At 48.1% G+C, this 14566-nt stretch carries 8 protein-coding genes; 6 read left to right on the top strand and 2 right to left on the bottom strand.

The window, feature by feature from the left end; all coding sequences use genetic code 11:
- Positions 1–350 precede the first annotated feature (350 nt).
- Positions 351–2273, top strand: a complete 1923-nt coding sequence (locus F463_RS14115) for a putative bifunctional diguanylate cyclase/phosphodiesterase (RefSeq protein ID WP_018986040.1) — start codon at positions 351–353, stop codon at positions 2271–2273.
- Here F463_RS14115 and F463_RS0105410 read toward each other — a convergent pair.
- Positions 2270–3454: an EAL domain-containing response regulator gene (locus tag F463_RS0105410; protein WP_018986039.1), complete on the bottom strand. Its 1185-nt coding sequence runs from the start codon at positions 3452–3454 to the stop codon at positions 2270–2272. The genes F463_RS14115 and F463_RS0105410 overlap by 4 nt on opposite strands.
- Positions 3455–3655: 201 nt before the next feature.
- Positions 3656–5563, bottom strand: coding sequence for a putative bifunctional diguanylate cyclase/phosphodiesterase (locus tag F463_RS0105405; RefSeq protein ID WP_018986038.1), 1908 nt, complete (start codon positions 5561–5563; stop codon positions 3656–3658).
- Between the two features lie 385 nt (positions 5564–5948).
- Between F463_RS0105405 and F463_RS0105400 the strand changes: the two genes are divergently transcribed.
- The 5 genes from F463_RS0105400 to F463_RS0105380 all read left to right on the top strand — a co-directional run bounded on the left by F463_RS0105400 (position 5949) and on the right by F463_RS0105380 (position 14514).
- Positions 5949–6449, top strand: a complete 501-nt coding sequence (locus F463_RS0105400; RefSeq protein WP_018986037.1) for an RNA polymerase sigma factor — start codon at positions 5949–5951, stop codon at positions 6447–6449.
- Positions 6450–6455: 6 nt separating this feature from the next.
- Positions 6456–7481 carry a FecR family protein gene (locus F463_RS0105395; RefSeq protein WP_018986036.1) on the top strand — a complete coding sequence of 342 codons (1026 nt, stop codon included), beginning with the start codon at positions 6456–6458 and terminating at the stop codon, positions 7479–7481.
- 146 nt (positions 7482–7627) lie between these two features.
- The gene (locus F463_RS0105390) at positions 7628–11146 is read left to right on the top strand and encodes a TonB-dependent receptor (protein ID WP_026295329.1); all 3519 of its coding nucleotides are present in this window, start codon (positions 7628–7630) and stop codon (positions 11144–11146) included.
- A 187-nt stretch (positions 11147–11333) separates the two neighbouring features.
- Complete coding sequence (locus F463_RS15110) at positions 11334–12275, top strand: hypothetical protein (RefSeq protein ID WP_018986034.1); 942 nt, start codon at positions 11334–11336, stop codon at positions 12273–12275.
- A 70-nt stretch (positions 12276–12345) separates the two neighbouring features.
- Complete coding sequence (locus tag F463_RS0105380) at positions 12346–14514, top strand: calcium-binding protein (RefSeq protein ID WP_018986033.1); 2169 nt, start codon at positions 12346–12348, stop codon at positions 14512–14514.
- Positions 14515–14566 lie beyond the last annotated feature (52 nt).

Below are 14566 nucleotides of genomic sequence, written 5' to 3'. Positions count from 1 at the left end.
AGTCCGATTGGGCTATCAAGAAAAATGCCTGCAGGTTTTATAATGCCCAGCATAAATAAGGGTTTGTTTCATAAAAAGAAGCTTGATGATTGCATACAAAGCTTCAACGTCCCATAAACTGCTCGGACATGTCACACCCAGTGATGTCTTCGATGATTCGATAGTCTGTTCACAGAGCCTGTCCCTTCTTTATCAACGCGTGTTGATCTCAATATTGCCTGCTTGGAAAGTGCTGCTTGTAGTAAACACCTTTTATAACCCTGGTGGATTGGCTGCACTTGCGCGCCTCTCGTTTTTTTAGTGATGACGGTATGTCATTGCGTCATGAATGTTCAGAGATTGTTTGAAAGATGATCAGCATACGGTATTACAATAATTTCGATGAAGACCTTCTCCGGGCCAGGTACTTCTCCCTCTTGCCTTATGTGCCTGTGGTGATTGTGGCGGCGGTGGTGGCCATGCTCACGCAGATTTCCGTGTTTCATTCCACTGAGCCATTCTTGTGGTCATTCGTGATTCCAGGCCTGCTGACCGTGGTGTCGGCGGGGGTGTTTGTGTACTGGTTTTTTCACCGCAAGGAGCAGCCAGACATTGCCATCGTCAGGCGTCGCTTGCAATTTTTTGCCAGTTTGCTGGTGGTGGCCGGCATCACGACCATTATTTGTGATTTGCATCTTTTGCAACATTCTGCCGGCTACAGCCGCTATTTCCTGATTGTACAAATGACCTTATATGGGATCTGCTTTCCATTTTTGCTGGTGAGCCTGGGACGCCCGGCCTATATCTACAACCTGATGCTAATTACGACCACGGTGTTTTACCTGTTGTATGCCGATGTCGAATACGCCCAGCCCTTTGCCTTTATGATCCTGGTTTTTGAGGCCGGGATGCTCGCGGCCATGCACCGGCGCAATAAAGGCTTTGACTCGCTGGTATTCAGCTCACTCCACGCGCAGCAGCTGGCAAAAGAAAATGCGCGCCTGGCCAACGTTGATATCCTGACGGGGTTGCCTAATCGCCGCCAGTTTTTTGCAGCAATTAAGGCTCAATCGCTAGATCATTTAAAAACGACAGGGATGCGCTTTGCCATAGGTATTATTGACCTGGATAGATTCAAGTTGGTCAATGATTCGCATGGCCACAGGGTGGGTGATCTGGTGTTGATAGAAATTGCACGACGACTCAGTGAGTATGATGGCTGTCACCAGCCGGTCAGTTTTTATCGTCTGGGCGGGGATGAATTTGCTTTTCACAAGCATTTTGGTGGCGATGAAGCTGGCTTGAAAAGCTTGGGGCAAGCACTGATTGCACTGATTGAACAACCGGTGTCGGTTGAGGGCCTGGTATTCCACCTCAGCGCATCTGCCGGGATCGCTGTGTTCCCCGACGTGGACGATTCAACCGAAAAGCTGTACGAATACGCAGACTATGCGCTCTACCAGGCTAAAAATAGTGGCCGTGGGCATCCCGAACTCTTCTCGCCACAGCATCTTGGCAGTTTGCAGGCCAGGACTCAAACCGAACGGGCGTTACGCGCTGCGAATATCAGGCAGGAGTTTTCCACGGTATTCCAGCCCATCGTCAATACGACAGCCAATCACCCAGTGGCGTTTGAATGTCTCGCCCGCTGGCATAGCCCTGTCATCGGAGAGGTCACGCCTAATGAATTTATTCCTGTCGCAGAAAGTATCGGCCTGATTTCAAATATCACATTGGTGCTGTTCGAAAAAGCAATACAGGCCATGCGTGACTGGCCGGAACAGGTCGGTTTGTCATTCAATTTGTCGGCCAACGATATTACTAACGATAAAATGATCCATGACCTGATCCGGATGATTGCCGACTGTGGCGTAGATGCAAAACGTTTTACTTTCGAGCTGACGGAAACCGCCTTGCTGCAAGATTATCTTTCGACCAGGAACAATATCGAGCTGTTGCGTCAGGCAGGTGTGGCCTTGGCGCTGGATGACTTTGGCACAGGTTATTCCAGCTTAAGCCATGTGCAAGGCTTGCCCTTGAATAAAATCAAGGTCGACCGAAGCTTTGTGCACGATATTGAAACCAACCCTAAGAGTAAAATGATTGTCAGTTCGATTTTGGTTTTATGCCGGGGCATAGGCATTGATTGTGTGGTGGAGGGGGCAGAGTCAAAAAGCCAGATTGAGCTTTTACAGGCCATGGGCTGCCATATCATCCAGGGGTTTTATTACGCCCAGCCCATGAACGCACAGGCGATCCCAGCGTTCCTGGCAACTACAAGGGCAACCCGCTAAAACTGGCGGTTCCAGCCTTGCAGCCAATGCAGCGCGGTTCCCTGGTCCATAGGTCTTGCAAAGTAATAGCCTTGGCCATAACGGCAGCCCAACTCACGCAGGCCGATGGCTGCCAGCGTGTTTTCAATGCCTTCGGCAATGGTTTCTATCTTCAGGCTTTCGGCCAGCTTGAGGGTGGAGGCAATTACCTTTCTTGATTTTGAGGATGCTTCCAGGGTACTAACCAAGGACTTATCTATCTTAAGCTCGGTAAAAGGCAGGTTTGCCAGCAGCGTCATCGAAGCGTTATTGTTACCAAAGTCATCAAGACTTAATTTAAAACCTTCTGTGCGGAGCCGTGAAAGGATTTTTTTTGCTTGTTCCGGGTCTTCCAGGGTGGCGGTTTCCGTGAGCTCAAGGATGACTCTTTCAGGAGGTAAATCGCAGGCTTGGCATGCACTGACCAATACATTTGTCAGCGACTGGTCTCTAAAGCTATTGGCCGAAATGTTCATGGAAAACGACAGGGTGGTTCCAAGCGAGCGGATGAAATGAAAGCCTGTTTCTATGACGATCTGAGTCAGCTGGGTAATTTGGCCTGTCTTTTCGGCAATCGGGATAAACAGGTCGGGTAGTTTGATGCCAAGCAGCGGGTGGTTCCAGCGTAATAATCCCTCAAATCCGATCACATTGCCATTCACTAAGTCTATCTGTGGTTGATAAAACACCGTAAATTCATGATTGCGGATGGCTTCGTCTATCGTCCTGGCGTCCACAATCAGAGGTTGTGTACTGAGGCCGTTGCCGGTATGCGCATGCAAGTCTACAGAGGCCTGGTCAGAGAGCATGTTTCTGAGGATATGCTGGTGAAAAGGGTAGTGCAAAATGCCGCGTATATTGAGTTGATATTGGATGGCAGCGAGTTGTACGGCAGGTAGGGCGGCTGTGCCTATGCCACTGGTTAAAATAATCGAAGACTGGCACTGATGTTGCGCCAGCGTTTGCAGCAGGCTCACGCCATGCACGCCGGGCATCAGGATGTCGATTGCCAGATGGGAGGGTCTTTCTGCCAGGAATGCTGCCATAAAAAGGTTGGCATCATCAAATATTCTGACTTCAAACCCCTGGGTCTGAGCTTCACTGGCAATAATTTCGGCATCATTTCCATCATCATCCAGTATTAAAAGAGTACTTGCACGCATACAGCAACCTCCGTTTTTTAGCGATTAACCATCGCTGGATAGACATCCCTAATTAAAATGCTAGCAATATTGATATTAATGTATTTTTGCGAAAACTGTATAGTCTTAGTGGGTGTTCAATCGAAAAGTCGTTCATGCTGACATGATGTGTCGCGGGATTGGCTACCCAAACAGTCATCTATGTTGAAACTCAATTGCTCATTATGAAATAGGAGTGGGGGCGTGACCAAGATAGGCCTGGATCTCTGCTTCAAGCATGGGTTTTGCAAAATAATAGCCTTGGACCCACTGGCAACCCATCGCTTGCAGGAATCTGACCTGGCTTTCGGTTTCTGCCCCTTCGGCCACGCATTCCATATGCATGCCCTGGCACAAAGCCAGAATTGAACGCACGATGGTTTGGCTGGTGGTATTGGTTTCAATGTCCTTGATGAAACTGCGATCTATCTTCAGTTTATCCAGGGGCAGGTGCTGTACATGGCTTAAACTCGAGTAACCCGTGCCAAAGTCATCCAGCGCGACTTTGGCGCCTGCCTGGCGTAACCGCTTTATGTTTTCCCTGGCTGTTTCAAAATCCTGCAGCAAGGCAGTTTCGGTGATTTCAAAGACAAACCTGCCAGGCCTTAGATGGCTGGTTTGCATAATGCTGATCAAGTCTTCAATCACCGCCTGGTTGGTGACATCGTAGGCCGATAAATTGAAAGACAGGCGCATATCTTCTGGCCAGTGAGCCATGGAGCGAATGGCGCGGCGAAACATCAGTTTGGTGATGTCGGCGATCATGCCCAGGCTTTCCGCCACGGGGATAAACAGGGCAGGGGAAACATCGCCCAGTGTCGGGCTGCGCCAGCGTGCCAGGCTTTCGAAAGCACCCACCTCACCGGTATCAATGTCGATAATCGGCTGGAATACCGGAAATAATTCTGCGTGGATATCTGCTGCCCGTAGTGCCTGGTCTATCCGGTTTAATTGCTGGCGCTCTTTTTCCAGCGTATCGGAATAGATTTCCAAGTTGCCGCGCTCGGTACGCTTGACGTGATACAGGGCAAAGTCGGCATGCTCATACAGGGTTTGTGCCGAGGTCTGCTGGTCACAGACAATACAGGCCCCCATAGAGGCTTTGATGACCATCCGCAGGCCATCAATGCTAATCGGTTGCGAAATGGCCTGGTTGATTTCATAAGCAATCTGCGTGAGTGACGCATGCTCATCATCCGTGACCAGGTGGAACGCAAACTCATCACCTCCCAGGCGGTAAAAACGCACTTCATCCGGCCTGATCTGTGCCAGGCGTTTGCCTACTTCCACCAGTACCAGGTCACCGATATGATGGCCATGTACATCATTAACCGGTTTGAAATTATCGAGATCCAGGATGCCTACGGCAAAGCACTGGCTGGTTTGCCTGGCCAGGATCAGCTCCTGCTCAACCTGCACAAAAAACTGGCGACGATTCGGTAGTTGCGTCAGTACATCCTGGTTGGCAAGGCGCTGGTTATCTTTGAGTAAAGCCTGCGTTTCATAAGTGGCATTGACCCATTGATCAAATATCGTGCTGCTGGAACGCATGGCCAGTAGCATGCCGACTTCAAATACCACGATCAGCAAGGCAATCAGATAGGCATGTTCTATGTGGCCGATAAACACACAGGCAATCGCCGAGGTGATCATCACCAGGTTATAGAGATAAGCGGCAGTCCCGATTTTCCTGAGAATAAAAGCAAAGCAGAAGCCATACAGCGTGTTATGGAAGATCAGGTAATAGTGTCCGAAGTTATCGGTAAGCGGGTAAATGTAGAGACTGCGCCAGAAAGTGACTAGGCCAGCAAAGATGAGGATGCAGGAGCCAATATCCAACCGCCTGTGGATGGCATGCGTGGGAGGATGTTCGTTGCGATGCCGGAACCAGTATAGAAGCATGCCAGCACAGATCAGCATCCTGAATGCCGGTCCCGCAATGGCCAGTTTCCAGTCCACGCTGTCTTTTAAGACGAGCATTTGTATGGAGAGCGCACTCATCGCCATGAAGATGGCAACAGGCACATCTTTCAGCAGGCTGTTATAGCGCGCACGCAGCAATTCATGGCTGGTTGTTCTAAAAAATAGCATTGCGACGTTAAGTTATTATTTTTTTAAGGCTGCTTAATCTTAAGCAGCCCCATGGTGTTTCTATCTGCTGAATAAAAAGCGATTCACTTTCCAATTGTGGCTTTGGTAAGCCAGTGAGTTTGTGAATGCTATCACCCTGTAAAGCCTGTTGCCGACAGGTTTTACCACATCTGCATCCCCCGGCCGTGATTGTACGTTTTTTATTGCAAAGAAAATGGTTTAAAACAGCCAATTATTCAAAAAATGGTTGTAATGAGCCGTATTGATTAACCATAAATTTATCCACTTAATTTTTTTTAATTGAGAATCAGTCTCTTATGTCAAAGAGACATGCTGGCATGTGTTTTGCAATCAATATAAAAAAGGATATGGCAGGGAGTCTGAGATGAGCGAAACATTAGCCTGGTGTGGCATAGACTTGAAATGGGCATATAGCGATGTCTTGCGACGCATTGGGCGTCGTACGGCCTGTGTGCAACGTGCCAAGGATATCCTGCATGACGCGCTGGTATTCTTTGCGGTTTCCAGTCACCCGGCACGCGAAGAGTCCCCGCAAGCTTACCTCAATGGCATCGTCAACCATTTGCTGGTTGATGAGTTCCGCTACAGGACGCGTTTTGTCGATGAAGAGCAGATAGACGAAACGGCACTCATTCTCGAGTGCACGCCAGAGCAGCTATACGAAACCCGCCAAAAACTCTATCACCTGCAACGTGTGGTGGATCTGCTGCCGGAAAAATGCCGACAGGTATTCTGGTTATACCATGTGGACGAAATGAAGCAGCGCGAGATTGCCATGCAGCTGGACATCAGCGTCAATATGGTCGAGAAACACCTGATCCGCGCCATGCTTGATATCCGCGCGTTTCAACAGGCCATCAATTAAGCCATCATGTCCAAGCCGCTTAACTCAAAGTCGCTGACCCTCAGTGAAATGGCTGCGCGCTGGTACCTGCGCATGCGTGAGCATGGGCACAACCAGCGTCATGCCGAACACCATGCCTTTGAGCAGTGGCTAGCCGATGACCCGCGTCATGGTGCCGAATACGATAGTATCGCGCGCGCCATGGGCCAGCTGGATTCCACTGAAGGCCTCTCTAAATTGGCAGAGGCAGCAGAGCAGCATGCTTTCCTTGCCAATGAGGCACGCCGCAAAGCCAAGCAACGTCGCCTGGCGCAAGTGATGGTGGTCTGTTTTATCTGTGTGGCCGGTTATTTCACCCACCAGCAGTACCAGGTCTGGCAGGCCAAACCCGTCATGCAGATGGCCGCGCAAAACCCGGTCGGGCAAATCGCCATTAAAACGCTGGATGACGGCACCAAAGTCACCCTGAGCGCCAAGAGCGATATGGAAGTCACCTATTACCGCCACGAACGGCACGTGTTGCTCAAAGAAGGCGAGGCTGTGTTTGAAGTAACCAAAGACGCTGACCGTCCTTTTGTCGTTGAAACCGATACCGCCAAAGTCACCGTGCTGGGGACACGCTTCGCCGTCAACCGCCTGGAGCAGGTGGTGCGTGTCAGTGTGGATCACGGCCGGGTAAAAGTAGAGCCCAAGTTGGAAAGCACATCAGGCAATGCTGGCAATCCACTGGATATTTCACGCGAAATTACTAATGGACAAGTGGTCGAGGTCTACCCCAACCATGCCATGGTCCTGGTCAACCGCCCGGCTTCGGATGCCTTTGCCTTCCTCAATGGCAGGCTGGTATTTGACCGCGCCGATACCAGTGAGATCGCCTATACCGTCTCCCGCTACCGCCTTAAACCGGTGCACTCCCAAGGCAAGCAGGTACGCAATATTTCTGCGGATATCAATATCCAGGATATAGACCAGTTCTTGCGTGGTTTGCCCAATATTGCCCCGGTCAGACTGCAAGAAAGCCCGCAGTATACGCTGCTGAATTCCCAGCAATAATCCCAACAAAAAGCGCCATTCATGGCGCTTTTTTATTCTCTTTTTCTTGTCTTGGGATAAATCTTTTCTGTCGATAAATGTAAATTTAAGTTATCGACGTCAGGTTTTTGCCTCACTCACAGATGAGTCATAGACAGGAGAAGTCTGTGAGTACATATAAAAAATTAAACAGAAGAGGAATACACACTGCGTTAGCTGCTTTGAGCGTGATGGCATCGCAACCAGTGTGGGCAGAAGCATTAAATACCCAGTTGCCTAAACAGCAGGAGGAAACTTTTAGTGTGCCCGTTAACGTTGATATTCCAGCGCAGCCGTTGGCTAACTCATTGCATGACCTTGGCAAGGCCACGGGCATGAATATTTCATTCCCCAACGACGTGGTTTCCGGCAAAACCGCACCCGAAGTGCGCGGCCGTATGACGCGCAAAGAAGCACTGCAACGCGTGTTGGGCGAGAGCGGGCTTGTGCCTAAAGTTGAAGGCAGTAATGTCATTATTCAAAAGGCACCTAAAGAAGATAATAAGAGCGTGCAGCTCGACAAGGTTGAAGTCCGCGCCAAACGCTTTTATGAAGTCGGCCCACTGCCTGGTCTAGGGCTAACCAAAGAAGAAATCCCTGGCAATGTCCAAAGTATCTCTGCCAAAGAGATTAAAGAAGCACACTCATTGAGTATTACAGACTTGATGAACCGCAAGCTGCAATCGGTCACAGTGAATGATTATCAGGGCAATCCGTTCCAGATGGATGTGCAGTATCGTGGTTTTACCGCAGGGCCACAGATTGGTACCCCGCAAGGTTTGTCAGTGTTTATTGATGGTATTCGTGTGAACGAGCCATTTGGTGATGTGGTGAACTGGGACATGTTGCCCATGAATGCCTTGGCAAGTGTAGACGTGTTTCCTGGCTCAAATCCTATTTTTGGTTTGAATACTCTGGGTGGGGCATTCTCACTTAAAACCAAGGATGGCTTTAATAATGCTGGCGCAGATGTTGACATACTGACAGGATCATTTGGTCGTAAGCAACTGCAACTGGAGGGTGGCTGGAACAACGGCACAGTGGGATTGTTCGCGGCAGGTAACTTATTTTTGGAGGATGGCTGGAGAAAAAACTCTCCAAGTAGGGTTAATCAATTGTTTACCAAGGGCAGTTATCGAGGAGATAACTTAGACCTTAATCTCAGTACATTACTCGTAAAGACTGATCTGACTGGGAATGGATTGATTCCAACAAATGAGTATGAACAAAACAGGGATGGCGTTTATACCAGCCCGGATGTGACAAAAAATCAATTAGCTCAGTTTCAGTTATCTGGCAGTTATTTTGTCAACGATAAATTTACTATTACAGGCCAAGCATACCATCGTAATAGTAAACGTAAGCAGAAAAGCGGGGATGTCTTCACTGATTATGACCAAGAGCTTTTAGCGCGACGTAGGCCGGGTATCAATGGCACAACAGGTACCCCAGAACAATATACCTGCTTATTTAATAGTACAAACTCTTATGGGGTGCCAGATTATTATGCGATTCCACTTGATATCGACCCGACAACCGGTGGGTTTGACTTATCAAGTTCTTCATTTTTTAATGATTTGTTTGATAACGGCGTATTGGACGGTAATTACGATTCATTTAAAAACACAGCCCTGCCGGCAGATTATGCAAAATCACTCCAAGATGTTATTGCATACTGGAAAAACCCTTATGTGACAGCGGTTTATGATCGAGGAGCGGTTGAGCCGGTAACGGCTGGCCCTACAGTAACTTATGATTATGGTGACGATATTTCATACAATGCAGCGTCAAGTGTTTGGCAAGAAGGAGCGTATACAGGTAACTTAGGCGGCGTCATTTTGACAATTGATAATTACTATCAACAACAAGTAGGCGGCACGATTACTCGTTATCTGATACTTCCTCTGGCCCCAACAAATCTTGAAAATTGCGCAAGTACTCAGGCTACCAATGCATCCGGTGGTAGTAATAACGGAGGCAATGCCTATACCTATTTAGATCCTGCAACAGGGCTACCGACAACAGTTGATGGTGTCGGTACTGGTCAATCTGGTGTGGTGAATGGAACACCTACAGGGATTATTACTAATAACCAGATTGACCAAATTGTCGATGGTTTTTCGCTCCAGTTTAACTGGAACTTGGATACGCATAAATTGATGGTGGGCATGTCCCTGGACTCGGCAAGAGCCGATTATCGGAACTCCCAGCAATTAGCTTTTATCAATGCAAACAGGGAGGTCTACATTGATCCATCTCAGGCGAACCCGCAATTTGCCGGCGCATTCCAGCCAATCAGCAATAATAACTTTGATGGCACTAGCGTCACCAAGAGCTTGTATTTTAGTGACACGTGGACGCCCGTGGATACTTTGCATTTTACAGCTGCTGGACGATACAACCAGACCAAGGTAAGAAACACAATCGCTGCCCGTTATGGTATCGGGGCGTATCAGATTGGTGATGTGGTCGCTGTACCAGATAACTACAATGTTTGCCCGAATGGTGATTGCACTGGTGTTGAAACCAATTACCTTCAACCAGACATCTTCAATTCTCTTGATAATCCTGAAACAGAAAAATTCACCTATTACTCTTTTAATCCTTCATTAGGTATGTCTTGGCAGGCCAAGGGGAATTTAAATTTTTTTGCCAATATTGCACAGGGAACTCGTACACCTAGCGTGATTGAGTTGGGTTGCGCATTTGATGATACCCCTGTGCCCAGCAGCACGGGTGTTATGGGACCGCGCAGTATTGTAGAAAACCGCTTTTGCTCTTTGCCCACCACTCTATCGGGCGATCCATATCTCAAGCAGATTAGAGCCACAACTTACGATATTGGTTTGCGCGGCACCATTGGTGAGGATATGCAATGGAATGTAGGTGCCTATCAAACAGACCTTAGGAACGATATCTACTTCATCGCCGTGGGTTCTCCTGGTCAAGGTTTTTTTGACAATGTGGGTAAAACCCGCCGTAGAGGTTTAGAAGCTGGGCTGTCTGGTAAAAAAGACAAGCTTCGTTTTAGCGTGAACTACTCCCTCACTGAAGCCACCTTCCAAGACAAGTTCTATATGTTCAGCGACTCTAACAGTAGTGCGTTTACGCTGAGTGGCTATGGGGATGGGGTTATTCAGGTAAAGCCCGGTGATCGGATGCCAGGTGTTCCACTACAAAACTTGAACGCCAGCGTCAGTTACGACGTGACAGACAAGTGGACAGTGGGTTTGAATATGGTTGCTCATTCAGACAGTTATTTACGTGGAAATGAAAATAATGAACATCGTGCAGGGGTACCACGGCCCATTTTTGTAAATATTCCTGGTCAAGGTCCTACTACCGTCTACCGGCAACCCACAACCAATCCTGGCAAAGTAGACGGCTATGCGACTTTTAACTTTCAAACCAGTTACAAACTTAACAAAGAGTGGACTGCGACGATGGTGGTTAACAATCTGTTCGACAAAGAGTATTTCAGTGCGGGGCGTTTGGGGCTTAATCCATTTTCGCCAAGTATCCTGGGAGCAGTTGGGCCAGACGGATACAACCACAATTCCGGAGATTGGTTAACTACAAATTTCATTGCGCCTGGCGCACCGCGAGGAGTGTGGTTTAGTCTGAACTGGCATTTTGAGCCTAATTAACAATTTCGGGAGAAATTCCCTGAAGGGCTATAGCTTAATTTTGAAAGAATAATGGGCATTTGTGGTCGGCCCATAAAGTGTTCAACCGCAACGTATTTAGAACTTACCAAGAGCTAAGAGGTTGTGGTGAATTGGTGATGCAGGCAGCCACAAATGCCTGCTTATTGTAACTCTTTAGGAGCGCGTAATGAAAATCTCATTATTGAAAATGGCAGTTTTAAGTGCGTTAACATTCTCAAGCCATGCATTTGCAACAGGTTTTGTGGGTTTGCCTGCTACTGGTTTTGCTTCATCTGCTTATACCAATTGTTTTAACGATGGCCGCACAGCTGCCGATCCAAAGGGCAATTTTGGCTCATATAGTCCATTCACATCGCCTAGCACAACCGTGAATAACACATGCTGGGTTGCAAAACCTTCTACAGAGTTAACCTCCCCACTGTCTGGATACACTCTTGTAGGCAGTCGCTCTGTACAGATTCCAACATCTACAGGTGCAGGTGGCAATATTGGTACATTGGTTGACTATGCGTGGAGAAATGCTTCCACCAACATGTGCATTATCGGTACGCGGGCGACCATGATTAATGCTGATCATGATCTTTCAAGCGCCGGGACTCAAATCTTTGAAATCAACGATGTAACCAGAGGTGGTTTCTCAGGTTTAGGTACCGTAAATGTGGCTTACACCTTGTTCGCATCCAATGCTTCACCGGTTTACCGCGCTGGCAGAACATTCACCTCCGTACAGCACAGAGCATTGAAGTACGACACTACAGCGAATAAGGCACTCAATGGGACTAACTATTTGGACTTGCCAACAAAAACTAGTGTGACTGCAAATATTTCTGGTGAAAACACGCCAATCGCAGCTGGCACTACTGCGACGACAACTGCTGCTACGCAAGATGCTGTGGTCAATGACAATTATGTCGATTTTACGTTGGACACTGGCTTTCAGGATGATGATGGCGGCTTGAATCCAGTTACTGCATTTACGTATATCCAAGCTTCATGCACGGCCAATCCAACTGTGCAAACCAATGCGATTCGGTTACGCCAAACCGCTCAGGAAAATGCAACATTTAAAGAAATCCTGATGGATGGTTATGCCATTGGTACACCATAATTTGTCGGTTTTTTTAATATGAATTCACGAGTTGCTAATAGCAACTCGTGATGAGCTAAGGAGATTTCTCATGGCTGTAAAGATTTTCAACTCAACTGAAGTTGAGTACACAGGGACTGCTGACTCTGATTTGATAGTCGGCAATGCTTTAAATAATTTTATTAACACTGGTGAAGGTAATAATGTAGTTTTTGGTGGGGCCGGAGACGACGTTATTATTGGCGGCACAGGTAATGATGTTATTTTTGGAGGTGCTGGTAATGACATCATTGATGCAGGTAACGGCAATAATTATGTAGATGGTGGTGATGGCGACGATAGTATCTTCGGTGGTGAGGATGATGACATTCTTGCTGGTGGTGCTGGAAACGATACCATTTTAGGTGGTGATGGCGATGATATATTGTTCGGCGGAGAGGGTGCTGATTATCTCCAAGGGGATGATAGTACTGCGGGTGATGAGAGTGTTGATGGCAACATTTACTTTGTCACTTCCGATGATGCCATTATCGGTGGTGAGGGTAACGATACATTCGTTATCACCAGTCAAGAGGATGCTGAGGGTGTAATTATCGAAGCTGGTGTTTCAGATTTGGACAATTCAGGTAATGAGGCGCGGTATGTAGACCTTGAAGAGTCCAGTGAGGTGGATGAAGATGCGCCGCTTGTGGCAATTGATACCACAACAGGCTTGGTGGTAGAAATCGATGACGAAGAAATGTCTGAGCAAGCAGAAACCGATGTTCGTCTGAACATTGTTACTCGTCCAGGCTCTTCTGCAATAAGCACGTTCGCCACGACAGTTGCGGGTTATAACGCAGTGGATACCCTAGAGTTCACTCAATCTGGAGAGTTTGAAGGTATTCAATTTTCTGGCATTGAGCGCATTGAGTTAGCAAGTGGTGTAAGCATCACCCTAGAAGCCGAACAGCTAGAAGAAAATGGCGAATCTCTGAGCTTGGGTGAATTAAACCCTGGCTACCAAATCCACGGTGTTGCTGGTGGTCCCGTCGAAAACGTTACTGTCGAGCTTGAGTTTGAAGAAGAAGAGTTTGAACCAGCTGCTAGCATTGTAGGTGCCACTCCGGTTAGCTACGATAAAGCAGTATTTGAGGTGGATGATTTCTCCGTTGCTCACCTCTACTTCAATGTTGATGTCACCTACGATGCTTCAGAAGGCGAAGCTGGTAGCTTCACCCGTATTGATGGTGCTAACGAAGGCAGCGATGCACACGAGATCGTATTGGGTAGCGAAGGCGTTGACTACGCGACCATGCGTTTGGGTGATGACACTGTATACGGTAACGGTGGCAATGACCTGTTGATCGGTCATGGCGGTGCGGATTACCTGGACGGTGGTGAAGGCGATGACATTTTTGTGATCGGCGGTTTTGGTAGTGGTGTGCAAGGCACGACTTCCAAGGCTGATGACGGTAACAAAGAGTGGATCGCGACTGGCGCTAAACACGATGTGATCGTAGGTGGTGATGGCGTGGATACTCTGCGGATCACAACAGGCATTGGTGCCAACACCAAAGCCAATGGTACTGTGGTGCTGAATGATGCTAACTTCCAGTCTATGGAAGTGGTGCAAGTGGGTGGCACAGTGGGGCGTTTGAACGTTGAAAACACCGATTTGCAGTTGCTCAACGATCATTACTACTTCAAGGCCAATGGCACTGTGGCTGACCTCTCTAACACCTTGGGTAACAATGGCGGCACCATCAACAATGTGGTGGTGGATGCATCCGGCGTGACTGCAAACGGCCTGCGTTTTGAAGGCAATGCCAACCAGCAGACCTTTATTGGTACCACTAAAGCTGACGTGTTTGTCGGCAATGGTGGTAACGATACGCTGACTGGCGGCGGCGGTGCTGATACCTTTGTCTTCGGCAAAGTGTATGAGCAAGTGGTCACAGGCTCTTCAACCACTGTGCAAACCTATACCAACACGGCGTTTAACCTGACCGGGGTAGACACCATTACTGACTTTACCCGTGGCACCGACAAAATCGAGTTGCACCTGGATCAGTACAGCATGTTGGCAGGGTTTAACAGCAGCATGTTGCGTGTAAACAGCACAGGCACAGCACAAGACGCCAATGACTACCTGGTTTACAACACTACTACTAAAACCCTCAGCTATGACGCTGACGGCAATGGTAGCGGTGCCAAGGTAGACATCGCGATCCTGACCGGTGTGAACACATTGTCCACTTCGGACTTCATCATCGTTTAATTGCGATAACTGCAAGCAGGGCTCCCTGCTTGCAGTCTTTTAATAAGAGAAG

The organism is Methylophilus methylotrophus DSM 46235 = ATCC 53528 (assembly GCF_000378225.1).
GTDB classification, from domain to species: Bacteria; Pseudomonadota; Gammaproteobacteria; order Burkholderiales; family Methylophilaceae; genus Methylophilus; species Methylophilus methylotrophus.
Note: the sequence above shows the minus strand (reverse complement) of the source record. Positions and strands in the feature narration are given on the sequence as shown.